The organism is Flavobacterium sp. (assembly GCF_965262375.1).
Taxonomy (GTDB): domain Bacteria; phylum Bacteroidota; class Bacteroidia; order Flavobacteriales; family Flavobacteriaceae; genus Flavobacterium.
The window spans coordinates 2,116,377-2,141,959 of record NZ_OZ253527.1 but is presented as its reverse complement, the minus strand read 5'-3'; the positions used below and the strand labels follow the sequence as shown (position 1 = coordinate 2,141,959).

The 25,583-nt window shown below is 32.6% G+C and carries 22 protein-coding genes and 3 tRNA genes; 12 read left to right on the top strand and 13 right to left on the bottom strand.

Features of this window, described 5'->3' with window-relative positions; translation table 11 throughout:
* Positions 1 to 3: 3 nt before the first annotated feature.
* A complete protein-coding gene (gene hisG, locus ACQY29_RS09970; RefSeq protein ID WP_428225046.1) occupies positions 4 to 861 on the bottom strand; it encodes an ATP phosphoribosyltransferase in 858 nt (285 codons plus the stop codon).
* A gap of 277 nt (positions 862 to 1,138) precedes the next feature.
* Positions 1,139 to 1,591 carry a hypothetical protein gene (locus ACQY29_RS09965; RefSeq protein ID WP_428225045.1) on the bottom strand — a complete coding sequence of 151 codons (453 nt, stop codon included), beginning with the start codon at positions 1,589 to 1,591 and terminating at the stop codon, positions 1,139 to 1,141.
* Positions 1,592 to 1,649: 58 nt separating this feature from the next.
* On the opposite strand from ACQY29_RS09965, the gene ACQY29_RS09960 reads away from it, so the two are divergent.
* A complete protein-coding gene (locus ACQY29_RS09960) occupies positions 1,650 to 3,740 on the top strand; it encodes an LTA synthase family protein (RefSeq protein ID WP_428225044.1) in 2,091 nt (696 codons plus the stop codon).
* A gap of 45 nt (positions 3,741 to 3,785) precedes the next feature.
* Here ACQY29_RS09960 and ACQY29_RS09955 read toward each other — a convergent pair whose 3' ends face one another.
* The 3 genes from ACQY29_RS09955 to asnB all read right to left on the bottom strand — a co-directional run bounded on the left by ACQY29_RS09955 (position 3,786) and on the right by asnB (position 6,910).
* Positions 3,786 to 4,109 carry a transposase gene (locus ACQY29_RS09955; RefSeq protein WP_428225043.1) on the bottom strand — a complete coding sequence of 108 codons (324 nt, stop codon included), beginning with the start codon at positions 4,107 to 4,109 and terminating at the stop codon, positions 3,786 to 3,788.
* Complete coding sequence (locus tag ACQY29_RS09950) at positions 4,110 to 5,003, bottom strand: IS4 family transposase (RefSeq protein WP_428225042.1); 894 nt, start codon at positions 5,001 to 5,003, stop codon at positions 4,110 to 4,112.
* Positions 5,004 to 5,245: 242 nt separating this feature from the next.
* Positions 5,246 to 6,910, bottom strand: a complete 1,665-nt coding sequence (asnB, locus tag ACQY29_RS09945; RefSeq protein ID WP_428225041.1) for an asparagine synthase B — start codon at positions 6,908 to 6,910, stop codon at positions 5,246 to 5,248.
* A gap of 806 nt (positions 6,911 to 7,716) precedes the next feature.
* On the opposite strand from asnB, the gene ACQY29_RS09940 reads away from it, so the two are divergent.
* The 6 genes from ACQY29_RS09940 to ACQY29_RS09915 all read left to right on the top strand — a co-directional run bounded on the left by ACQY29_RS09940 (position 7,717) and on the right by ACQY29_RS09915 (position 12,022).
* Positions 7,717 to 7,797 (top strand) — tRNA-Tyr (locus ACQY29_RS09940).
* 21 nt (positions 7,798 to 7,818) lie between these two features.
* Positions 7,819 to 7,893: transfer RNA gene (locus tag ACQY29_RS09935), tRNA-Pro, on the top strand.
* 141 nt (positions 7,894 to 8,034) lie between these two features.
* Positions 8,035 to 8,610, top strand: a complete 576-nt coding sequence (locus tag ACQY29_RS09930; protein WP_428225040.1) for a DUF1572 family protein — start codon at positions 8,035 to 8,037, stop codon at positions 8,608 to 8,610.
* A gap of 139 nt (positions 8,611 to 8,749) precedes the next feature.
* Positions 8,750 to 10,759 (top strand): ATP-binding protein, encoded by a 2,010-nt coding sequence (locus ACQY29_RS09925; RefSeq protein ID WP_428225039.1) that lies wholly within the window; start codon positions 8,750 to 8,752, stop codon positions 10,757 to 10,759.
* A gap of 6 nt (positions 10,760 to 10,765) precedes the next feature.
* Positions 10,766 to 11,134 (top strand): DNA topoisomerase IV, encoded by a 369-nt coding sequence (locus ACQY29_RS09920; RefSeq protein WP_428225038.1) that lies wholly within the window; start codon positions 10,766 to 10,768, stop codon positions 11,132 to 11,134.
* 33 nt (positions 11,135 to 11,167) lie between these two features.
* Positions 11,168 to 12,022 carry a TerC family protein gene (locus ACQY29_RS09915; RefSeq protein ID WP_428225037.1) on the top strand — a complete coding sequence of 285 codons (855 nt, stop codon included), beginning with the start codon at positions 11,168 to 11,170 and terminating at the stop codon, positions 12,020 to 12,022.
* A gap of 69 nt (positions 12,023 to 12,091) precedes the next feature.
* Here the strand turns inward: ACQY29_RS09915 and ACQY29_RS09910 are convergent, their stop codons facing one another.
* From ACQY29_RS09910 to ACQY29_RS09895, 4 genes are all read right to left on the bottom strand, one after another.
* On the bottom strand, positions 12,092 to 12,313 hold the full coding sequence (locus tag ACQY29_RS09910) for a DUF6095 family protein (protein ID WP_428225036.1): 222 nt from the start codon (positions 12,311 to 12,313) through the stop codon (positions 12,092 to 12,094).
* Positions 12,314 to 12,408: 95 nt separating this feature from the next.
* Complete coding sequence (gene murQ / locus ACQY29_RS09905; protein WP_428225035.1) at positions 12,409 to 13,224, bottom strand: N-acetylmuramic acid 6-phosphate etherase; 816 nt, start codon at positions 13,222 to 13,224, stop codon at positions 12,409 to 12,411.
* Between the two features lie 55 nt (positions 13,225 to 13,279).
* Positions 13,280 to 13,975, bottom strand: a complete 696-nt coding sequence (locus ACQY29_RS09900) for a ZIP family metal transporter (protein ID WP_428225034.1) — start codon at positions 13,973 to 13,975, stop codon at positions 13,280 to 13,282.
* Positions 13,976 to 14,024: 49 nt separating this feature from the next.
* The gene (locus tag ACQY29_RS09895) at positions 14,025 to 14,768 is read right to left on the bottom strand and encodes a class I SAM-dependent methyltransferase (protein ID WP_428225033.1); all 744 of its coding nucleotides are present in this window, start codon (positions 14,766 to 14,768) and stop codon (positions 14,025 to 14,027) included.
* A 104-nt stretch (positions 14,769 to 14,872) separates the two neighbouring features.
* On the opposite strand from ACQY29_RS09895, the gene ACQY29_RS09890 reads away from it, so the two are divergent.
* The 3 genes from ACQY29_RS09890 (at position 14,873) to ACQY29_RS09880 (ending at position 17,533) form a co-directional block, all read left to right on the top strand.
* Complete coding sequence (locus ACQY29_RS09890) at positions 14,873 to 16,036, top strand: THUMP domain-containing class I SAM-dependent RNA methyltransferase (protein WP_428225032.1); 1,164 nt, start codon at positions 14,873 to 14,875, stop codon at positions 16,034 to 16,036.
* Between the two features lie 57 nt (positions 16,037 to 16,093).
* Positions 16,094 to 16,327 carry a hypothetical protein gene (locus tag ACQY29_RS09885; protein ID WP_428225031.1) on the top strand — a complete coding sequence of 78 codons (234 nt, stop codon included), beginning with the start codon at positions 16,094 to 16,096 and terminating at the stop codon, positions 16,325 to 16,327.
* Between the two features lie 477 nt (positions 16,328 to 16,804).
* A complete protein-coding gene (locus ACQY29_RS09880; protein ID WP_428225030.1) occupies positions 16,805 to 17,533 on the top strand; it encodes a hypothetical protein in 729 nt (242 codons plus the stop codon).
* Positions 17,534 to 17,570: 37 nt separating this feature from the next.
* Here the strand turns inward: ACQY29_RS09880 and trxB are convergent, their stop codons facing one another.
* Positions 17,571 to 18,521 carry a thioredoxin-disulfide reductase gene (gene trxB / locus ACQY29_RS09875; protein WP_428225029.1) on the bottom strand — a complete coding sequence of 317 codons (951 nt, stop codon included), beginning with the start codon at positions 18,519 to 18,521 and terminating at the stop codon, positions 17,571 to 17,573.
* 162 nt (positions 18,522 to 18,683) lie between these two features.
* On the opposite strand from trxB, the gene ACQY29_RS09870 reads away from it, so the two are divergent.
* Positions 18,684 to 18,758, top strand: a tRNA-Pro gene (locus ACQY29_RS09870).
* 222 nt (positions 18,759 to 18,980) lie between these two features.
* On the opposite strand, the gene ACQY29_RS09865 is transcribed toward ACQY29_RS09870, so the two are convergent.
* Complete coding sequence (locus ACQY29_RS09865; RefSeq protein WP_428225028.1) at positions 18,981 to 20,066, bottom strand: glycosyltransferase; 1,086 nt, start codon at positions 20,064 to 20,066, stop codon at positions 18,981 to 18,983.
* Between the two features lie 44 nt (positions 20,067 to 20,110).
* Here ACQY29_RS09865 and ACQY29_RS09860 point away from each other — a divergent pair, with 44 nt between their 5' ends.
* Complete coding sequence (locus ACQY29_RS09860) at positions 20,111 to 21,250, top strand: glycosyltransferase (RefSeq protein WP_428225027.1); 1,140 nt, start codon at positions 20,111 to 20,113, stop codon at positions 21,248 to 21,250.
* A 70-nt stretch (positions 21,251 to 21,320) separates the two neighbouring features.
* On the opposite strand, the gene bshA is transcribed toward ACQY29_RS09860, so the two are convergent.
* Both bshA and ACQY29_RS09850 read right to left on the bottom strand, forming a co-directional pair.
* Entirely contained in the window at positions 21,321 to 22,463 is a 1,143-nt protein-coding gene (gene bshA / locus ACQY29_RS09855; protein ID WP_428225026.1) for an N-acetyl-alpha-D-glucosaminyl L-malate synthase BshA, read from the bottom strand.
* Between the two features lie 88 nt (positions 22,464 to 22,551).
* A complete protein-coding gene (locus tag ACQY29_RS09850; RefSeq protein WP_428225025.1) occupies positions 22,552 to 25,560 on the bottom strand; it encodes a glycoside hydrolase family 3 N-terminal domain-containing protein in 3,009 nt (1,002 codons plus the stop codon).
* Positions 25,561 to 25,583 lie beyond the last annotated feature (23 nt).

The window sequence follows — 25,583 nt, the reverse complement described above, 5'->3', positions numbered from 1 at the left end:
ATCTTATAAAACAATTTTTTCAATTGGACAAACTAAAATTCCTTCGGCTCCTGCCTCTTTCAATTGGTCGATGACTTCCCAAAATTTCTCTTCATCAATTACGGAGTGCAAACTACTCCACCCTACTTCTGACAAAGGCATAATGGTAGGACTTTTTAATACAGGTAAAATTTTACTTACAGATTCAATTTTTTCGTTAGGCACATTCATCAAGATATATTTCGATTTTCGGGCGCGCAACACCGACTGTATACGGAAGACTAATTTTTGTAACAAAGCTTCTACCTCAAAAGGTAATTGAGGAGCTACAGCAAGCACAGCTTCACTTTTTAAAATTACTTCAACTTCTTTCAAATTATTTTTAAACAAGGTGCTCCCACTTGAAACGATATCAACAATAGCATCTGAAAGTCCAATATTAGGAGCAATTTCAACTGAACCTGAAATTTGGTGCAAGTTGACAGTCACACCTTGAGCATTAAAATAGTTTAAAACTGTATTTGGATACGAAGTTGCTATTTGCAAACCTTCTAAATCCTGAATAGATTCATAGTTGAAGTTTTTAGGAACAGCCACTGAAACACGACATTTTGAAAAGCCTAATTTTTCAACCACTCGAATCGTTTTTCCTTTTTCAGCTAAAAGATTATCGCCTACTATGGCAACATCCACCACTCCATCCAGCAAGTATTGTGGAATATCAGAATTGCGCAGAAAATAAATTTCTAAAGGAAAATTACAAGCGGTAACTTTCAATTGGTCACTACCATTATTGATGGCAATTCCGCAATCTTTTAATAATTGGATGCTATCTTCATTAAGACGTCCTGATTTTTGAATAGCAATTTTTAAAACACTCATTTTTATTTATTTACTTTAAAATGAGTCTACCAAGAGTGTTTGCAGTGAAGTAACAAAAAACCCGTTTGATAGACTCAAACGGGTTACTAGTTTATATGATTTACATGTACATCATCACTACCTCGCTTGAGCGTGGAAAAAATGATGATGATGATGTAATTGATTTAAAAACATATTTTCTGTTGTTTGTTTTGCAAATATCGGTAATTATTTTTTAAAAATCCAAAAAAAAATTGAATAAAAAAACATACAAAACCACAATTAACTAAAAAAACAATCACTTGAGTAGTGAGTTTCTTATTTCATCATGAGCAATAATACCTCCTGTAACACCTACATTTTGTGATAAAAATAAAGTTACCAAGACTAAAACCAAGATTGTAAAGGCAAGAAATTTTGATTTTGGATGATGTTTAGACTGCATATACAATCCGATAATAGAACTGACTCCAAGGATATACATCCCTTTCATAAACAACTCGGCCGATTCTTCATGAGCTTCGATTAATTCATGAGAGAACCTATCATTATTTTCTAAAAAATGTTCTGCTCTATCTCCTGTCATCATGGAAATTTTCCCCATCAGCATGCAAAAAATAAAAATTACATATGCAATCTTGATAGCTACTTCTTGCTTTTTGAGTAATCCATAGAGTAAAATAGCACAACCAAAAAACAATCCAATAATTGGAAAATGGTTTACGAGCAAATGATAATGCGGGACATTCATATTTCTAAAAATTAATTTATTCCCAAATATAGTTTACTTTTGCCTAAAAATTTTTAAAATGATGCTTTTTGAAAAAAAATCACCGTATAAGCAGCTGTTAAACCTGTTTTTATTATCCAGTTTTGTCTTACGAATAGTTTTATTATTCCATCCCATTACGACTACTAGTTTTAGTTGGGCAGAAATTATAAAAATTTTCCTAACAGGTTTTCTAACTGATTTTTTTGTTTTTATAACCGCTTCGAGTCTCATTTGGCTTTATTTGCTATTTCTTTCTGAAAGTAAATACACAAAACCGTGGGGGTATATCATTTTTGGTGGATTTTTATCACTTTTGATATATGTTGCTTGTTTTAATACTATTTTAAATGAATATGGTGGCGTTTTACCCGAAATTGGAATTGGTTTTGTAGCCTTAAAAACCACTTTTTTTGGCTTGATGCTTTTCTTACCTAAATATAGAAAACACATACGAATAGCCTTATTTTCAATTGCCATATTTATAATCACGCTCATAATCATTCAAAATTCAATAAGTGAGTTTTTCTTTTGGAATGAATTTGGTGTTCGTTACAATTTTATTGCGGTAGATTACCTTGTTTACACGAATGAAGTTATTAAAAATATCATGGAATCTTATCCTATTATTCCTTTGTTTATTGGCGTAGGGATAATAACAGCATTTTTTACTTATAAAATTGTAAAAAAATCGATGCCTTTCTTAGAAAAATTACCAAGTTTTCAAGAAAAAATTAAATCAACTGTAGGTTATATTGCACTTTTTGCTTTGGCTACTTTTCTTGTACCTGTATTAGCAAAACAAGAAACTTCAACCAATGTATTTACCAATGAGTTACAAGCAAATGGCTTATACCGTTTCTTTTTAGCTTTTAGAAATAGCGAGCTTGATTATAATAAATTTTACAAAACTTTACCCGATAACGAAGCATTTACTTTATTAAATCAACAATTAGAAATTGAAAGTAATGCTACTTCTACCCAAATCATTAAAGGAAGAACAACAGAAATTAAAAAAAATGTAGTACTTATTACAATTGAGAGCTTGAGTGCCGATTTCATGAAAATGTATGGAAATGAATTGAATGTCACACCTTTTTTAGACAGTTTAGCTACAAAAAGTACTGTTTTCTCTAATTTATATGCCGTTGGGAATCGTACTATTAGAGGACTTGAAGCGGTTACTTTGTGTTTACCTCCTTCGCCTGGAGAAAGCATTGTAAAACGAAAAGACAATAAAAATAAGTTTTCTACTGGAAGCGTATTCAAAGAAAAAGGATATTCTGTAAAATACCTTTACGGTGGAGATGCCTATTTTGACAATATGGAAGATTTTTTTGGAGGCAATGGATATGACATAGTTGATAAAAAAACTTTTAAACCTGAGGAGATAACTTTTGACAATGTTTGGGGAGTATGCGATGAGGATATGGCTAAAAAAGCCATTCAAACTATGAATGCAGAAGCTAAAACAGGCAAACCCTTTTTCAATCATTGGATGACAGTAAGTAACCACAGACCTTTTACTTACCCAGCTGGAAAAATTGATATTCCTAACGATGCTAAATCGCGTGAAGGAGGCGTAAAATACACCGATTACGCCTTAAAACAATTTTTTAAAATGGCACAAAAGCAAGCTTGGTACAACCATACCGTTTTTGTAATTATTGCGGATCATTGTGCTTCGAGCGCAGGAAAAACAGAATTACCTATGGACAAATATCGTATTCCAGCTATGATTTTTGAACCAGGAAAAGAAGCTAGTATAAATCCTATTTTAATGTCACAAATTGATATTATGCCTACTCTTTTAGGTCGCTTGGGCTTTAATTACAAAAGCAAGTTTTACGGACAAGATGTGTACCACCCTTCCTATAAACCAAGAGCTTTTATAGCTACTTATCAAGATTTAGGATTCATTAGAAACAACATTTTAACAATCCTTTCGCCAAAACAAAAAGTGAAACAGTTCGATTTAAGTTTGCAACCTTCAAAATTACCCGTAGCTTTTCAATTGTATTATGATGAAAAACCTAAAAACACTATCGATCCTACTTTAGTAAATCAAACTATAGGATTTTATCAGACTACGGCAACCCTTTTGAAAAACAAAAGATATCAAAAAAAATAAGAGGCAGAAGCTAGTCATGGTCGGAAGAAATTCCGGCCATTTTTTTTATGTCTTAAAGACTTTATCTGGGTCGCCTCCTGCAAAAATTATTAGTATAGCTGTTATCATATCTCTAAGCTCCATCGCAATACGCCTTTTGGCGGTTTTGTAACCGAGGTTATTAGCTTTTTTATAGATTAATAGCAACATTGATGCAATCATGGTCATATAAACCATTACTTCAATACCGTTTTTATTTAGTGACACCAAATGACTAAGGTTTAGTTCCTGTTTCAGAAACCTGAAAAACACTTCAATATCCCATCTTTTGCGATAATAATCAGATACTTCCCTTGGAGAAAGTTCAAATTCATTGGTCAGAAACCACATTTATTTGTTTAGTTTTTCGTTTTTGATAACCACCAAACGAAACTCTTTCTCTACTAACTCCTCCCGAAAGTGTATTTTCCCACGCTTATTTTGAATGGGATTTCCAGTATAAAGTTTCACCTTGCTATCTTTGATAACTTCCCAATCTTCCCATTTTTGAATATAATCAGAATCTAGAAATGATTCGGTTTCAATAAATTTTCGATTTTCTTTAGATCGAATGATGAATTTAATCGCTTTTTGATCGAAGTTCTTCATTGCGCGAGTGGACTGTAAGCCTCTGTCAATGATGTAAATATTGTCATGATGCTCTTCTTTTTTTACTTGTTCAAGGATAGCTTCTGGTAAAGCAATTTCTTCGGAAGAATATTTTTGAGCGTTAAACACTTGCACTGCTGAAGGTAAAATTCCATCGAAGGAAAAACTGAACTTCACAAGTTTCTTCCCGTTTTTTTGGTCTATTCCTTCCTTCATTTTTGATGAAGCTTCGGAAACAATCGTACTATCAACTCGTATCAGATTATATTTCTCTATCTCAGTCTTATTATAAAGACTCGAAAATTGCTCATACATATACTCGTAGATTTCTTTAAAATAGCCAGAGTCTATTTTGGACAATCTTTCCGAAATTGAACTTCGTCGTATTTTTTCTTCCTCTCCTAAACCAAACAAAGCCTTGAATCCGCTACTATTAAAAGTGTCTTCTAAGGTTCTTTGACTCAGTTTTTCGTTATCGTAAATACTGAATAACAACAGATAAAACATTTTTTCTCCATGGAGTGTTTTACTATAATAATCGACATTTGTTGTGGCTGAAAGATGACTCATTAACGCTTTAGGAATAAACTCTAAAAGATACTTAAGTGAAATTTTATGGTCTTTGAAATTCGTCATAAATTACTGATTTACAGTAATAAATATACGAAAATTAAATGAAATAAATAAGAAAAACCTTGTTAAAATCATAAATATAAACACACCCCCATGAAAGTACAAAGCAAAAAAAAGTCGGAAGAAAAATCTTCCGACCATGACTAGGCAGAAGCCTCTTATTTTTTTGAATTAAACCATAAACATTTGATTGTAATATCTACTTCCTATTTTGATTTAAAAACTCAAAATAATAATTCAATTACCTAATAAGCATCTTCATGCACATTGGCAACCGCACGCCCAGAAGGATCATTTAATTTTTTAAAAGCCTCATCCCATTCTAAAGCAATTTTAGTACTACAAGCCACACTGGCTTCTTGAGGAACGCATAAAGCAGCTGTATCACTTGGAAAATGCTCGTTAAAAATTGTTCGATAATAATATTCTTCTTTATTCATAGGTGTTTGAATTGGGAAACGATATTTAGCATTTTCCAATTGCTCGTCTGTAATCTCTTTATCTACTAAAGCTTTCAAGGTATCAATCCAACTATACCCCACACCATCACTAAATTGTTCTTTTTGACGCCATGCCACACTTTCTGGCAACACATCTTCAAAAGCTTTACGCAACACCCATTTTTCCATTTTCCCATTTTTAATCATTTTATCATCAGGGTTAATACGCATAGCAACATCCATAAATTCTTTATCTAAAAAAGGAACGCGTCCTTCAATTCCCCAGGCAGCTAAACTTTTATTCGCTCTGAGGCAATCATACATATGCAATTTACTTAATTTACGAACAGTTTCTTCATGAAATTCCTTAGCATTTGGAGCTTTATGAAAATACAAATAGCCTCCAAACAATTCGTCAGAACCTTCACCCGACAAAACCATTTTTATCCCCATTGACTTAATCACTCTTGCCATTAAATACATGGGAGTACTAGCACGCACAGTAGTTACATCATAAGTCTCTAAATTATAAATAACATCACGAATAGCATCAAGCCCTTCTTGTATTGTAAATTTAATTTCATGATGAATAGTACCTATATGATCGGCTACCTTTTGAGCAGCGGCTAAATCAGGAGACCCCTCTAACCCTACTGCAAATGAATGCAATTGTGGATACCAAGCATCTGAGGCATCATTAGACTCAATACGCTTTGCAGCAAACTTTTTTGCTATAGCTGAAGTAATCGAAGAATCTAATCCTCCTGACAACAATACCCCATAAGGCACGTCACTCATCAACTGACGGTGTACAGCAGCCTCTAAAGCACTGCGCAATTCTTCAATACTGGTTTGATTTTCTGAAACAGCCTCATAGCTTGTCCATTCCCTGTCGTACCATTTTACTAATTTCCCATCATGACTGTGCAGATAATGCCCAGGAGGAAATAATTCTATCTTTGAACAATAGCCTTCTAATGCTTTTAATTCAGATGCTACATAAAAAGTTCCATACTTATCCCAACCTATATAAAGTGGAATTATCCCCATGTGATCGCGAGCAATAAAATAAGCTTCGTTTGCAACATCGTATAATGCAAAACCGAAAATTCCGTTTAATTCATCTACAAAATCAACTCCTTTTTCTTGATATAAAGCTAAAATAACTTCACAGTCGCTTTGTGTTTGAAAATCATATTTCCCATCAAATTGTTTTCTCAATTCACGATGGTTATAAATCTCACCATTCGCAGCAAGAATTAATTGCTTGTCAGCACTAAATAAAGGTTGCTTACCTGATGCAGGATCAACAATAGCTAAACGTTCATGAGCCAAAATAGCTTTATCATCACTGTAAATACCACTCCAATCTGGACCGCGATGACGAATACTTTTTGCCATTTCTAAAACTTGAGGTCTAAGAACTTCCGTTTTTTGTTTTAAATCAAAGGCGCATACAATTCCACACATATTATTTTAGATTTTAGATTTCTGACTTTAGAATTCAGAAATTGATTTTTTATATTTATTTCTGAAACAAAATTGAGCAATAAAGTTTAAATATTAAACATTAAAAATATTTCTAATTACAATATAAAACAATAATCCATTTTTAAACAAAAAAATGAAACTTAATTACACAATATGAAAGAGAAAAGTAAAAAACCGTAATTATAGCATTTTTTTAACCTTCAAAATTCAATAGCAAATTGTGAGAAACATGCAAAACAACATTTAATCCATTTAGACATTAAACATACCGAATTAAAAACACAAATCAGAAAAAATAAAGAGCTCCATATATTTTATCTATTTCATTCCAAAAACTACAGAAACTGCCAGTAACTTATAAAATCTCGACTATCTTCATCTCCTGTGAAGAACCAGTAGTGAGATTAAACAATTTTTAATTATTTTTTAGGAATACTCATTTTAAAAGAAAAATTCAAAGTTTGATGCGATAAATTACAATTTAACATTCTTTAGTGATTAAAATATCTCTTATATATTAAGCCTGAATTAAGTACCGAATTTTATGTAGCAGTAATAGCTAAAACAAAAAAAAGGAGTAAAAAGATTCATTACTACACCTTTCTTTTGATCAATTAATCATCAAAGTCACTATTTTTAAAGCCTCAACATAAAAGAACTCATTTTTATTCATTTCAATACCAATCAATTACAAAAAACTTAAAAAAAACGTGTATCTACTGCTTGGAAATATCAAAAACAACAGTATCTTTGCACCGCAATCAAGCAATCACAGTATTAGTGATGGGGAGATACTCAAGCGGCCAACGAGGACGGACTGTAAATCCGTTGGGAAACCTTCGCAGGTTCGAATCCTGCTCTCCCCACTAAATAAAAAAACTAATACACGGGGTGTAGCGTAGCCCGGTCATCGCGCCTGGTTTGGGACCAGGAGGTCGCAGGTTCGAATCCTGCCACCCCGACAGAATTAATCCTTTTAGAACTTCTAAAAGGATTTTTTTTTATTTTTGATAGTACTTAAAAAGCAACAGTACAAGACACCCAACAGAACTACAGAAATAATTTTTATTTTTCAAGAGTTTGCCACATCAAAAATAAAAAAAATGGATTTAAACAAAGACTATCTCGAAAGCACTAAAAAACAATTTCTCTACTACAAAACTCTGGCGGACAAAGCCATATCACAATTAGAGGACGAACAATTATTTATTTCTTCCAATGAAGACACAAATTCAATTGCCGTAATTGTTAAGCATTTGGCAGGAAACATGCTTTCGCGTTGGAGTGATTTTTTAACCTCAGATGGCGAAAAATCATGGCGCAATAGAGATAGTGAATTCGAACAAACTTTTACCAACAAAACTGATTTACTAACATATTGGGAAAAAGGATGGAATTGTTTTTTTGACACCTTACATAGTTTAACTCCAGAACAACTCTCCACTATTATTTATATCAGAAACGAAGGACATACCGTATTAGAAGCCATCAATCGTCAACTAGCTCATTATCCGTATCACGTAGGACAAATAGTGTTTTACGCAAAAATGTTAAAAAGCAAATCTTGGAATAGCTTATCGATCCCTAAAAACAAGTCAAATGACTACAATACTGAAAAGTTTAACAAAGAAAAAAGCATTAAACATTTTACAGACGATGCCTTAAACGATTTGAAATGATTTTTTTAATAAAACAAAACATAAAAGTTGTATATTTAGAAAACTAAAACAACTTAACCTATTGCCTACCTATAATTCTACATACAAAAAATCTTTACTCCTTGCGTTATCAGTAAGCACTTTTTTCCTATTACTCTTTGTGAGCTTATACTTATATACTATAAAAGAGGAAAACAACGATTACTTGGTTAGCAAAAAAAACTTCGGAAAAGAAATAGACTCCCAACTTAATTCCAGTTGGAATGCTTATGAAAGTCAAATAGTCGACATGTCTTTTTGGGATCAATTTGTCACTTATTTGTCTGATAAAAACGAAAAATGGTTTGATTTTTATATCGGCACCGCTATTGATGTCTATCATTTAGACTTAATCTCAGTTTATCAATTAAATGGAAATTTAGTGGATGCAAGAATAAGAGGTAATTTCAATAAGAATATTATACCTAAAAAACTTTTAGACCAACTCTATCAAAAGAAATTTTTAAGTTTTTTTATTAAAGACCGTGGTATAATCTACAAAGTATACGGCTCAACCATACATCCATCAAACGACCCTGAAAAGAAAACAGCACCAGCGGGGTATTTTTTTATGGCCCTACGTTTAGACAAACCTTTTTTTCAGAAAATCATTCAGATAAGTAGCGCTAAAGAAGGAACTATTGAAATTATAGACAACAATACAGAAACCAATGATATCCAATATCTAAAACCTATTTTAGACTGGAAAGGCTACAAAATAGGAACTTTTTACTTTTCTAAACCTACTCATCGTGATTTTAAAACAGCAAAAACAACACTCATTATAATAATCATTAGTTTCATATTAGTCGTACTTATTTTTATCTATTATTCTAAAAAATGGATTTTTACCCCTTTAAATTTAATTACCAATATACTTGAAAATCCAAAAAACAACAAAAACATAGATATCCTCAAACATTTCAAAGGCGAATTTGGACATATAGGAGAACTATTTGACGAAAATATTCAACAACAACAACATTTAGTTAAAGCCAAAAAACAAGCCGAAAAAAGCGATAAATTGAAATCTATTTTCTTAGCAAACTTATCGCATGAAATTAGAACACCAATAAATGCAATAAATGGCTTTACAGAGTTGTTGCTTAACACTAAAACCTCAACTAAAGACAAAAAGGAATACCTAGATGTAATTAACAAAAGTGGTCAAAACTTAGTAAGTATCATTGACGATTTAATTGCTATGTCTAAAATCGAATCCAATCTAATTACTCCTAACTTATCTAGTTTCGATTTAGACAAAAGCATGCACATCCTTTTTGAAAGTGTAAAAATTACGATTCCCGAAACTAAAGTGATTGATTTTGTTCTTGAGAGTCCAAAACAAAAATTAAAAAAATATGCAATTTCAGATGAAATTAAATTAAAGCAAATTGTAATAAATTTACTTAATAACGCTATTAAATTTACAGAAAAAGGAAAAGTTACACTTCGTTATGAAATAGATCAATCTTCTAATTTGATCCATTTTTATATTAGTGATACCGGCATAGGTATTCATCCTGACAATAAAATGAAAATTTTTGACCGATTTCGTAGAATCGAAAGTGATTTATCGATTAAAGTTGGAGGATTAGGTTTAGGTTTAGCAATTTCTAAGGCATACATTGAACTATTAGGAGGTCAAATCGAACTAGAATCCGAACTAAACAAAGGCACAACTTTTCATTTTTTCATCCCCTTACAAGTTGAAGAAAAATCAAAAATAAGTAGTAACATCCCTGATCAGCCTTTGGAAACAAACCCTAATTTCACCATCCTGATTGCTGAAGACGATAATATCAATTTTTTATTATTTCAAAAAATTGTCAAAGATTTGAATTATACCATTATTAGAGCTAAAGATGGACAGGAAGCTTTAGAAATTTGCCAAAAAAACCCCAACATTCAATTGATACTCATGGATATAAAAATGCCTGTATTAAATGGTTACGAAGCCGTGGGATATATCAGACCCTTACATCCTAAAACTCCAATTATAGCGCAAACCGCCTACTCTGCAGAAGAAGATAAAATAAAAATTTTAAGTTCGGGTTTTAATGATTATATTTCCAAACCTTTAGATAGAAGTAAATTAATCTCATTAATCAATAAATATATCGTTAATTAAATTAAAATGAAAAAAATCATTTTATTCAGCTTGTTTTCACTCACATCATGTTATCAAGTTGAACGCAATTGTGCTGCCTATAAAACTGGAAATTTCGAATTTGTTCAAGAAATTGAAGGCGTAAAAAAAACCTCCACTTTTACACGTAATGATTCATTACAAATTGAATCTTTCAATGGAAAACAGGATACCGCTACAGTACGCTGGGTGAACGAATGTGAATACATTTTACAAAAAACACATCCTAAAAACATGCAGGAAAAGAAAGCGATTCAAATTAAAATACTAAGTACAAATGACAAAGGGTACCAATTTGAATACTCCTTTGTAGGAGAATCAAAAAAACAAAAAGGTTTTGTAACAAAATTGAAATAATTCCGTATAACGATTGTAAACTAACAAATCAAAATGGAAATTTTATTTAACCCTGATGCTTGGATAGCATTATTGACCTTAACTTTTTTAGAAATTATTTTAGGTATTGACAACATCGTGTTCTTGTCAATCGTTTCTGGTAAATTAAAAGAAGAAGAACAACCTAAAGCCCGTAGAATTGGATTACTATTAGCTATGGCATTCCGTATTGTGTTATTATTCGGAATTACTTGGGTATTAAGTCTGCAAGAAACCTTACTACATATTGATTGGGGATGGCTTCAAGCAGGAATCACAGGTCAGAGTCTAATTATTTTTGGTGGTGGCTTATTCCTTTTATACAAATCTGTAACAGAAATTCATCACAAATTAGAAGGTGAAGAAGAAGGTGAAAAAGGCAAAGCAAGTGGCAGTTTATCTGCAGCTATTTTTCAAATTGCAGCCTTAAACCTTGTCTTTTCATTTGATAGTATTTTAACTGCTGTGGGATTAGTAAGCATGAAAGAAGCTCCTGAAGGTTTTGGCTATGAAGGTGCATTACTAATCATGATTTTATCAATCATCATTTCAATTATCATTATGATGATTTTTGCAGGTCCTGTAAGCAAATTTGTTAACAATCACCCAACCATCCAGATATTAGGTTTATCATTCCTAATTCTTATAGGAGTAATGTTATTAGCTGAAGGTGGACATTTAGCTCATATGGCATTCTTTGGCGGAACAGAAGTCCACAGTATTCCAAAAGGATATTTATATTTTTCTATCTTCTTTTCATTGTTTGTAGAATTCCTAAATTTACGAATGAAGAAATCTAAAAACCCTGTTAAATTACATAATAACAAAATTATTGATCCTAAGTTAGAGGATGAAGATATAACCAATTAACTTTAAAAAACCCCGAAAATGTACTTTTCGGGGTTTTTTAAATCTACCTATTACTACATAACAGAACTTTTAGTTTCCAAATAAACTTCTCATCATGGTTTGTATTCCCTTAAAGATAAGAAAAATACTGACACCACAAATGATAATTCCTAATCCTAGAACAGGAATGTAGAAAGGATGGTTTTGATTTTTAAAAGAACTAAAAATAACCGACGGTCCTATAAATAATAGCGGTAACGCAAAAGCTAATTTTTTTACTCCTTTTACAAGTAATTCTTTATTGGTTGACATGGATTTATTATTTGCTTATAAGTTTAAAAGGTTATGAGTTTAAAAAGTTTATAGATTTAACCTTAAACGTTGAACTTTAAACCTTAAACTAAAGTTTAGTTTATTTTAAACGCCTCTACGGCTTTACGAACACTTCCGTGTGTTTTTAATAAATGCTCGGCATCTTCGTAGCTAACTGGAATTTCGCTCATAATCATGCGTACGCCACGGTCTATGAGTTTAACGTTGCTCAACTGCATATCCACCATTTTATTGCCTTTCACATGACCTAACTGAATCATGGTGGTCGTAGAAATCATGTTCAATACCAATTTTTGTGCTGTTCCTGCTTTCATTCTGGAACTTCCAGTGACAAATTCAGGACCTACCACTACTTCAATCGGGAATTGTGCTGTTTGCGCCAACGGACTTCCTGCGTTACACGTAATTCCTCCTGTGATAATCCCTAATTCGTTGCATTTGTTCAAACCGCCTAAAACATACGGAGTTGTACCCGAGGCTGCAATACCAATGACAACATCCTTAGGATTAATATCCCATTCTTGTAAATCTTTCCAAGCTTGTTCTAGGTCGTCTTCGGCAAACTCAACGGCTTTTCTAATAGCAGTATCTCCCCCAGCAATCAACCCAATCACGCGGTCAAAAGCTACTCCAAAAGTTGGCGGACATTCTGAAGCGTCCACAATGCCTAAACGCCCCGAAGTACCAGCACCGATGTAAAACAATCTGCCACCATCTTTCATTTTTGAAACGATTTGTGTCACTAATGCCTCAATTTGAGGTAAGGCTTTTTCAACAGCTAAGGGCACCGTTTTGTCCTCATTGTTCATGTTGGTTAACAAATCAGCGATAGACATTTGTTCTAAATGCTCGTATTTTGAAGATTGTTCGGTGGTTTTTGTGAATGCCATTTTGAAGTTTATGAGTTTAAAAGTTTAGACGGTTAAGAGGTGTAATAGGGTAAATTTACATAAAATAAGCTAAAATAATCCCCAGTAGTATTGCCGTTAGCTTGGCTAGATTGAATTTGTGCCCTTCGCTACTTTCAAAAATAATGGTAGAAGAAATATGAAATAAAATACCAATAACAAAAGCAGTGATTTCTTTTTGGTAAGGCAGTAACATGGCTGAATCCATTGCTATGAAAGTCCCTAGTGGAGTCATCAAGGCAAAAACCAACATAAATATGCCAATAAATATCTTTCTTAAATGCGATTGTGTAAAAAATGTTGTTAATATCATGGCAATGGGAAAATGATGCACCGAAATTCCCCATGCTAAATGCGGGTTTTGACTCACCGGCATACCTTCGAGTAAGGCATGTAAACACAAACTAATAAATAACGCCCACGGAATTTGATGCATGTGATGATGACCGTGTACATGTCCGTGCTCTGCGCCTTGCGAAAAATATTCTAATACAATTTGAAAAACGATACCTACCATAATAAATATGGCTGTATTGTTATGCAAATGAGAGGCGTTTGAAGCCAAAACATTAGAAGTAAAAAGTACCGGCAATAAATGCGTCACGGTCAACGCTAATAAAAATGCACCACTAAAAGCAAGTAATAACTTCAAGTGTTTTTTCTTTTTAGGCTGAATGAACGAAGCTACTAAATAGCCTATAAGTACCGATAAAAAAGGAATTATGTATATCATTTTTTAATTTAATGATGGGTTTTGAAAAATAAAAACTACTAAAAGTCTTTTATTTAAAAACCATAATCAAACGTTCAGAATCGTTTTTATAAAATTTTCTTAATTTATAATCTCCAAAAATTTCTAACAAATAAATACCTGCTTCTTCCATCATGGTTTCGAAATCTTGCAAAGTCAAGGCGCGTACTTTTTCGGTAAAATGATACGATTGTCCTTGGTCTTCAAACTGAATTTCTTTGAAAATATGACCATCTTTTACATAGCGTTTTAAATGAAAATCAATACCATCTACCGTTTTCGTTTCTTCGGGAACAAGGTTGTCTATAACATAATTGGCATTCATAAAATCGATAACCGCAAAACCATATTCGGTCAAACTTTCTTGGATGGCTTTCAATGTTTTTAAATTGTCACTTTCTTCTTCAAAATACCCAAAACTCGTAAAAAGATTAAAAACGGCATCGTATTTTTCTTCCGTATGCTCACGCATGTCGTGGACTTTGAAATGCAAGGTTGCATTGCTTGACTTTGAAGCTTCTTCAATGCTATTAGGTGACAAATCGACTCCTGTAACCTCGTAACCTAATTGGTTTAAATAAATAGCATGACGCCCTTTACCACAGGCTAAATCTAAGATTTTAGCTTCTTCAGGCAGATTCAGATAATTCGTTAAGTTATCCATAAAAAGCTGTGCTTCATTATCGTCACGGTCTTTATAAAGGATATGATAATACGGTGAATCAAACCAAGTGGCAAACCAATTTTCGTTGGGAGTATTTCTATTTTCTGACATTTATTCGGAATTTACCGCAAATTTAAAGTATTTTTGCCGATGCACTTCAATAGATTGTATTTTTCTATTGAAAAGGCTATAGTTATTGAAACCTGAAATTGAAGATGGAAAATTTTAAGATGATTGCTAAGACACTTTTTGGATTGGAAGAAGTGTTGGCAAAAGAGTTGAACCAGTTAGGCGCTCAAAAAGTAGAAATGGGTACTCGCATGGTGAGTTTTGTGGGCGACAAAGGATTTATGTATAAAGCAAATTTGGCTTTGCGTACCGCATTAAAAATCCTGAAACCTATTCATAATTTCAGAGTTCATAACGAAGCTAGTTTATACAAAGGAATTCAACAAATTGATTGGTCGACATATTTTAGTGCGAATCAAACGTTTGTGATTGATACCACGGTGCACTCCGATTATTTCAAGCATTCGCAATTTGTAGCTCAGAAAAGTAAGGATGCTATTGTGGACCAGTTTAAAGAAAAATTTGGTCACCGTCCGAGTATTGATAAAGACTACCCAGATGTTCGTATCAACATTCATATTGACAGAGAAAATTGTTCGGTATCTTTAGATTCTTCGGGAGATTCATTGCACCACCGTGGTTATAAAACCGCGACTAATATTGCGCCTATTAATGAAGTTTTAGCGGCCGGTATCTTGTTGTTGTCAGGTTGGGATGGTAATGGAAATTTCATGGATCCTATGTGTGGTTCTGGAACAATTCTAGCCGAAGCGGCTATGATTGCTTGTAATATACCAGCAAACATCAACCGTAAGGAATTTGCTTTTGAAAAGTGGCAAGATTGGGACAACGATTTGTTTGATAAAATTATGGATTCATTATTAAATAAAACGCGTGAATTCCATTACAAAATTATAGGTTATGATAAGGCACCTAGTGCCGTAATGAAAGCTAGAACGAATATTACCCAAGCTAATTTGGATGAATATGTTATTATTCGTGAACAAAATTTCTTTGAGACAGAAAAAACATTAGAAGGTCCGTTACATATGGTGTTTAATCCACCTTATGGAGAACGATTAGACATTCATTTAGAACGTTTTTACAGAGAAATTGGCGACACATTAAAACAAAATTACCCAAATACGAATGCATGGTTTATAACAGGTAATCTAGATGCCTTGAAATTTGTAGGCTTAAAACCATCGCGCAAAATTAAATTGTTTAACGGTAAGTTAGAATCCCGCTTAGCCAAATACGAAATGTATGAAGGTAGTAAACGCGAAAAATTTCAAAATAAAGAAAATTAACAACCTTAAAGGTTCTTCTATCCTAAATAGAAGAACCTTTTTTTAATATAAAAAGTTATGAGTAAAAAAACAAAAGGACTTTTATACAATTTTATAGGCTTTGCTATCATTTTCTTTTCAATCCGATATGGTTTAACTCATTTTTTCGGTTTAGAAGGATTGACACGTTCTTTAATTGCTTTTGGGATTGGCACCTTGTTAGCACCAAAATTTCAAACTGTAAACACTAAAGAAGGCGAAAAACTTTTTATGAAATGGATTTTTGTAAAAGGAATTAAAGAAGTGGAATAATACAAAAAATTTTAATATATACACCATTTAAAAGCTTCACTCTTCTGTTTGAAGCTTTTTTTATACAATGAAAATAGTTACAAAAGCTTTAGTATAAATCGTTTTAGCTAATTAATTTTGACAAACAAAGTCAATATTTAAACCGAATGAGGTCCCATTTAAAATAAAAGAAAAAAGCATCTCTTTTTTAGGGATAAGAGACGCTTTAATCAAATAAACAAACTAAAAAACTAAACTATCATGAATTTATGTTCAACAGGTTTTAAATAAAACCTTATAGAATTCATTATTTTTACTATGCAAACATAGTATATTTATCGACAAAAACACAAATAAAATCGATAAAGTGTTGTTATTTTATATTTTTATAAGAATTGTATTACAATTAGATAGTCTTACAACATTTGTAACTCCTATTTTAATTCCAATTTATTTAATTATTTTTCATTATTTAGTCTCTAGCAAATCAATAAAAAAATGTCACTGTATTTACTCCTATTTATTTTCTTTATTAGCTGTTTTTTGCTTTTTTTGAAAAATAAAAAACAGCTAAGTCCAACTATCCAAGCAAATAATTCAATATCATTAAACGATGCGACAAAAGCTGACCTTCCTGAAAACTTTGGTTATAAATGCGTATGGATAGCTGTTAAAAATGCGAATCAAAAACTACTCATTGAAATTTTAAATTTAAAAGAAACACAGCATTGTAATTGGAAAAAAGGCATTGAAAAAGCTTATCAAAACGGAATCTTTATTACCCCGAATATTGATTGCTGGACTCTAATTTGCGGTCGTTCGCTACCCTGGGGTGATACTATTGAAAGCAAAGAAAAACTTCAGAACCTGCTAAATGAATTGAGTTTACAATTTGACGAAGCCCATTTTTATGCCACTTACAGAGTCTCTGATTATCATGCATGGATGAAATCCTGTCATGGAAAAGTTATACGTGCTTTTGCCATCATAGGTATTGATACAATTTATAATGAAGGGGAGCCTACAGTCTTTGAAACTCAATTTAACTTGGTTGATACTACATCAAAAGCATATCAAGAAGATGAAAACTATTTTGATCGGGATGACTTAACATATCCTGATGAAGATTTTGTAATGCTAATTGCTGACCGATGGAGCATTGCCCCTAATACCATAGAAGAACGCACAGATATAGAAGAAAGTTTAGGCGTTATTGGTATTTTATAAAAAAAGCCAGTCTTGAAAAACTGGCTTCGATAGTTTTTTAATGACCTTTAGCAGCCAAATAGCGTTCTGCATCTAAAGCCGCCATACAACCTGTACCTGCGGCAGTAATCGCTTGACGATACACATGATCAGCAGCATCACCAGCTACAAAAACACCAGAAATATTAGTTTTCGATGTTCCCGGTACATTCACAATATATCCCGTTTCATCAAGAGTGATAAAATCTTTAAAAACATCAGTATTAGGTTTATGTCCAATAGCAACAAAGAAACCTGTTGCTGGAATTTCTTTCAATTCACCAGTCGTTTTATTTTTAGCACGTACACCAGTTACCACTTGTCCATCACCCAAAACCTCATCTGTTTCGGTATGCATTAAAATTTCGATATTTTCAGTATTGCGGACACGCTCTTCCATAATTTTAGAAGCTCTAAATTGCTCGCTTCTGACTAACATAGTCACTTTTTTGCACATTTTAGCTAAATAATGAGCTTCTTCACAAGCACTATCACCAGCTCCTACAATAACAACTTCTTGATTTCTATAGAAAAATCCATCGCAAACAGCACAAGCAGAAACTCCTCCACCCATATTTAAATAATGTTGCTCAGAAGGCAAACCTAAGTATTTAGCAGAGGCTCCGGTAGAAATAATAACCGTTTCACAATGCATTTCTTTTTCGTCATTAATCCAAACTTTATGAATATCTCCAGAAAAATCAACTTTAGTTACCCATCCATTACGCACATCGGTCCCAAAGCGTTTAGCTTGTACCTCTAATTGCACCATCATTTCTGGCCCTGTGATTCCATCTGGATAGCCTGGAAAATTTTCTACTTCGTTAGTAGTTGTTAATTGTCCACCAGGTTGTGTACCTTGATATAATACAGGATTCATATTAGCGCGAGCTGCATAAATAGCCGCAGTATACCCCGCAGGTCCCGAACCTATGATCAAACATTTTACTTTTTCTATAGTATCTGACATAATTTTTAGTTTAAAAAAGAATTCAAAAATACAGATTTTATTTAGAATCAAATTGTGCTTTATATTACACTTTTCAATAGTTTTATAAACAAAAAATATTTTCCTTTTTTTTCCTCACCTCCTTGTTTATTTACAAAAAGGCATTATATTTGCATCCGCTTTCGGGGTGTAGCGTAGCCCGGTCATCGCGCCTGGTTTGGGACCAGGAGGTCGCAGGTTCGAATCCTGCCACCCCGACGAAAGTAAAAATCCTTTTAGAGTTCCTAAAAGGATTTTTTTATGTGTTCACAAAAATAGTTATGGAATTTACAGTTTTTCTATAAAATTCTATACTTCCGTTTTTTAAGGAATTTATACAGTGATTGTTTCCGTTTCTTTTTGCAAGATATCATACTATTCTAAACTTCACCTTTTATAATAACCTAACAAATATTACACTAACTTTTGTTGAGTATTAAACTAGTTCTCAATAATTCGTATCCACTCAGTCCCAATTGCTTCAAAAGACAAATGTTGCACACTCGCCTTTGCATTCCTTTTACAGCTTGTGTATAATTCTGAATCCAAAAACATCATATTCATTGCATTAGCTAATAATTTTTCATCATGATTAGCTACTAACAGTCCGTTACAGTTAGACTTAATTATTTCAGCTGGACCAGATTCGCAATCAACAGAAACCACAGGTACCCCTAAACCTAACGACTCGACAAGTACACTAGGAAACCCTTCGTACCTACTACTTAAAACCGTGAAAATTGCTTGCTTAACATACGGAAATGGGTTTAGCATTTTATCTTTAAAAACAATCATTTCTGAGGCTTCCAGTTTTTTTACTTTCTCTATCAATAATGGTTTATCTTTCCCTTCTCCTATTATAAATAGTTTAACACCATTATCTTTTAAAACAGATTTCAAATATGCTTTTATTAATAAATCAAAATTTTTAACCTCATTATCAATACGTCCATAAGACAAAATAAATTTTTCATGAATCTGAGTCGCATTGGCGTATTTTTCTAACAAAGAAAAATCGATTGGATTATAAATACATATATTTTTCAATTTGTATGCATTAGACACACGAAAAGAAATTGATTTAGAAACAGAAACTATAGCTTTTGATCCGCCAAAAATAAGTTTTGAGTACCATTTATTTTTCAATAAATAATTATCAATTTTAGCACTATGAACCATATAAACAACATTTCTAAAAGGGTAAACGCCCCATTTAAAAAAAAATTCTACCCACAAACTATGTCTAGTACGGACATCTATTATAGTTTTAAAATCATGTTGCTTTAAATAATTCTTAAAAATTAGTAATCGTTTAAATTTCCCTAAAAAAGTATCTTGTTTATCTTTAATTAAGCCCAAATTTAAAATTTCACCTTCATATTCAAAATCAATTTTATTGACCAAAGTAACTATATGTACTTGATATCCTTGATTGGTAAGCATTTTAGACAAATTGATAACAAATCGCTCTAATCCACCGTTTTCTAAAGAAATTGTTACAATTACTATTTTTGGTTTCGGGTTCAAATCTTAAAATTTCTAATTATTTATATATTTGTAAAAATACAAAAATGAAAATACTATTAGTAGGCGAATATAGTAGATTACATAATTCACTTAAAGAAGGTCTAATAGCTTTAGGTCATGAAGTACATATTAAAGGATTAAACGATGGCTTTAAAAATTACCCTGTTGATTTTAAAATAACAAGACCGTTACAAACTGGAATTTTAAAATATGTAAAATTAGCGCTATATAAAGTTACAAAGTTTGACTTAGCATCACTGATTACCTATCTTGTTTTTAAAAAAAACAGCAACGAATTTAAAGGTTATGATGTGGTGCAACTAATCAACGAAAATGCATTTCTATGTGCGCCTTATTTTGAAAAAAAAATATTAAATACAATTTTCAATAATAACAAAAAAACTTTTCTATTGTCAACTGGAGATGATTATATATCGAACAATTTTTATTACAATAATCCAAAATTAATTTCAATATTCACTCCTTATTTCGAAAAAAAAATACCCAAAAAAGGCTTCATTGGCAGTTTGAAATATCTTGAAAAAGAATATAAAAATTTACATCATTTTATTACCACTAACATTCAAGGTATAATTTCAAGCGATTTAGATTATCATATCCCTATGCAGGCCTCTGGTTGTAAAAAATACCTAGGGATGGTTGCTAATCCAATTAACCTAGATCAAATTCAATACATTGAAAATCGTGTAGAAGGAAAAATTAAAATTTTTATAGGGATTAATTCCAATACTTATTATAAAAAAGGGATAGACATTTTTGAAAAGATATTAGATCGCATCGAATTGAAATACAAAGATCAAATTGAAATTATTAAAGCTTCAAATCTACCATATCAGGATTATATTAATCTTTACAATTCATCACACATCCTTTTAGATCAAATGCATGCTAATGACCAAGGTTATAATGCCCTAGAGGCCATGGCTAAAGGTAAAGTTGTATTTACAGGTGCTAGTCCTATTTTTGAAAAACACTATCAATTACAAAAAACTGTTGCTATTCATGCAGTACCAGATATAGAACTGATGGTACAACAATTAAGTACTTTGATAGAAAATCCACATTTAATTGATGAAATTGGAAAGCAAGCAAGAACGTTTATTTATAAGGAACACAACTATATACAAAGTGCTGAAAAATATCTTGCTCTTTGGACTTTGTAATCCGAGCTTACAGGCATATTCAGTAAAACGAAAGTAAAATGCACGATGGGAACCTCGTGCATTTATAAACTTAATTTTGATATTTTACCTGTAGTGACATTGCTTCTTCATAAACTTTTTCATACATGGGAACTATGTTTTCAACAGAAAAACGTAATGCTGTTTCAAAAGCTTTATTTTTGAAACTTTCTAAAACAACATCATCAGAAAGTATTTTCAGTGCATTTTCAGCCATATTATCTACATCTCCTACATTGCTCAAATAACCCGAAATCCCTTGAAAATTAACTTCTGGTAATCCTCCTGTGTTTGAAGAAATAACAGGAACTCTGTTAGCCATTGCTTCCAAAGCAGCTAAACCAAAGCTTTCAGTCTCTGAGGGCAACAAAAACAAATCGCTATAGCTCAAAATTTGATTGATCTCATGACTGTTTCCAAAGAAAATCACTTTATCCTCGATGCCTAACTTGCGGCAAAGTTGTTCGGCTACTTCTTTTTCAGGACCATCACCTACCATCATCAGTTTAGCTGGAATTTTCTCTTGAATTTTGAAAAAAACTTTTACTACATCAGGAATATTTTTAACCTTCCTAAAATTACTGATGTGAGTTATAATTTTTTCCTGAGGAAGTGCCATAACCGATCGTTTACAACTCAACACCTTTTGTTGCACTTCTTCAATTTCAATAAAATTAGGGATTACTTTAATATCATTTTTCACTTCAAAATACTTCAAAGTATCCTCTTTTAAACTTTGAGATACAGAAGTAACGACATCTGATTTATTGATACTAAAAGTTACCGCTGGCTTATAAAAAGGATGGTTTCCAACTAAAGTTATATCAGTCCCATGAAGTGTGGTAACAATTGGCAAATGTATACCTTCTTCTTTTAACATTTGCTTAGCCATATAAGCTGCATAAGCATGAGGAATAGCGTAATGTACATGCACCAAATCAATTTTATACAACTTAACCATATCAACTAATTTGCTAGAAAGTGCTAGTTCATAAGGTTGATAATGAAACAAAGGATATTCAGGTACATTAACTTCATGAAAATGCACATTTGGACTCAAAAGCGCTAAACGAACAGGTTGACGATAAGTAATAAAATGTACTTCATGACCACGACGGGCTAACTCATGCCCCAACTCAGTGGCTACAACTCCACTCCCACCAAAAGTAGGATAACATACAATTGCTATTTTCATTTTACGAATATAATAATTTGAAAAATTGTGTTTTATTTTTTTAGTAAACATTAACAAAAAACCTGATTATAAAATCAGGTTTCCTATTTTAATCCACTAAAGCATCATAAATTACTTGCTGTACTTTCTCTCTAATATTTTCTTTAGCTAGTTTATTTGGCGCATTACTGTCAGGGAATGTACGATTAGACAGGAACACATAAATCAATTCCTTTTCAGGGTCAGCCCATGTCATGGTACCTGTAAAACCAGTGTGCCCGAAACTCGTTATGGAAGCACAACCACAGGTAGGACTTTCTCCTTTTAATTGAGGTTTATCAAATCCAATTCCTCTACGATTGCCTTCAGGACAGAAATAACAGGTATTAAAATCTTCGAATGTTTTAGCAGAAAAATATTGATGACCACCATAATTCCCTTTGTTCATATATAATTGCATCATTTTGGCTATATCCACAGCGTTTGAAAACAAACCTGCATGTCCAGCAACCCCGCCTTGCATTGCGGCTGCCATATCATGAACATAGCCTTGCAATACTTGATGGCGATAATAGGTATCGTATTCAGTAGGAATTATCTCATCTTCTTCAAATTTATGAAGTGGATTATACGTAGTTCTATGCATTCCTAATTTTGAAAAGAAATTCGTTTCAGCTAATTCATCAAGTGTTTTACGATGATGCGTTTCTAAATATTCTTTTAATAATATAAAGGTAAAATCACTGTATTTGTATTCTTTTTTAGGCAAAAGCGGACTTTTCATGATTTTGGCAATGATAGAATCTTTATACGTATCAGCAATGTATAAATGTTCCGCTACTTGGGTAGTAAATCCTTTAGTACTCGATTTACGGTAGTATTTAGCCGATGGCTTTTTCGTAATGGTATCTATAGTCGATTTATAAAAAGGTTCCCAAGCTTTTAAACGCGCATAGTGTGACATTAAATCTTTAAAAGTTATAGAGTCTTTATTGGTTCCTTTCGCTTTATGCACCATTTGCCCTAAATGCGTACCCATATTAATTTTTCCATGGTCATAATCCAGCATTACATTCGGTAGTGTACCAATGATTTTTGATAAAGATGCAATATCATAGATGTCAGAATTTTTCACTTTTACATCTTTAGTATAGGTATGGTAACCAAATGATTTTTGATAAATTACCTTCCCTTTACGCGCGACTAAAACTTGTGCCCCAGGAAACACTTTACTGTCTATGGCTTTGTTTACAATATCATTTATTTCGGTTAATTTTTTAGAATCTACACCCACACTTTCCGCGGTACCAAAACGTAATACATTTACTTTTTTGGTTGATAAACCTAATCCCACACGGTAGTTTTCGTTGATGGAAACCGGTAGTTTTCCTTTTGCTTCGATAGCACCAAAAATAAGCTGTGCCGATACTTCTTGGGCAACATCACCATTTTGATACGAAACAATTAGTCCGTGTAATTTATCTAAATTAGAAATCGATTTGAGCACATACGGTTTTGCAAAAACGTCTAAAATTACTTTATGATTTTCTGCTAATTTCTCAATTAGAGCAATTTCTTTAGCAGAAAATTCAGGTTTTCTATTCCATTTAATATCTGAATAATGATACCCTAAAATAACTTTATCATACTTTTTTAATTCCAAATTTAAAGAATCCAAATTAGTATGCGATTCTTCAACTACATGGGCATATTTATTTAAAGTACTCAAAAACTTAGTATTCGATTCTTCACCTAGTTTTATATAGGCAATTTTTTCTTTAGCCAAATTAGTAATCGGCAATACCTCTTCCTGATTACGAATCACCGTTACTGCATTTTCATACAATTTATACAACAAGTCAGCACTGTAAGGCGTATTGATGTCTTTAGCTATGTTTTCTGTTGGTATAGGTTTGTAGTGGTTCAAACCTGCTTTGTATTTGTATTTCAAAATTTTCTTTACTGAAAACGCCAAACGTTCGTCAGTAATCAAAGTATCCTTATAGGCTTGAGTAAATTTTTCAATGGCTGTAGGGACATCCTCAGCAAACAACATAATGTCGTTACCCGCCAAAAAGGCTGCCAAATCAATTTCACCTGGCTTTTTAAAATTACTTGCTCCTTTCATATTTAAGGCATCCGTAAATATCAAGCCTTTAAAACCCAATTGGTTTTTCAATACATTCGTAACTACGTTATATGAAATAGAAGACGGATAATTAGCTCTTTCTTCTAAACTAGGCACATTTAAGTGGGCAACCATAACCGAAGCAAGCCCTAAATTAAACATTTTTTTATACGGATATAACTCTACTGAGTCAATACGTTCTTTAGTAAAATTAACACTTGGCAAGGTATGATGCGAGTCGGTTTCCGTATCCCCATGTCCAGGAAAATGCTTTCCAGTAGCAAAAACGCCTTCGTTTTGAATCCCTTTCATAAGCGCCACAGCACGCTTAGTTACTTCTTCTTTATTTTCGCCAAAAGAACGGTTTCCTATGATTGGATTATTAGGATTGGTATTGATGTCTAAAACAGGTGCAAAATTGAAATGTATGCCAAGGCGTTTCACTTCTTTTGCCATTTGAGTACCTAAATCTTCTACCAATTTCATATTTTGAACTGCCCCAAGGGTCATGTTCCAAGGATATTTGTACGTAGAATCTAAACGCATACTCAACCCCCATTCGGCATCATTCCCTATAAACAAAGGCACTTTGGATTGGGCTTGAAAACGGTTGGTCAACTTAGCTTGGCGCACAGGGCCTCCTTGAAAGAAGATTAACCCTCCAATTTTATAATTTTTAATCAATTTGTCTAAGGCGTTAAAATGTACCGAATCTTTGTTTGAATAGGCAGCAACCATAAACAATTGCCCCAAACGCTCTTCAAAACTCAACGCATTGTAAACACTATCCACCCATTTTTGCTCGCCTTCCTTTTCTTCAAAAAGATTGAATCCCACTTTTTCAGGGTCGATGAATTTTTCAATAGTAGGTATATTTTTAATTTCAGAAATAGGTTTGTGTGCTAAAGTTTGTTTTTTACCTACAGCACATGCCACCACTAATAGTGCTAAAACGGAACAAAATAAAAATCTACTTATCGAAAACTTCATTACTATATTTTTTAAAAAAAGAG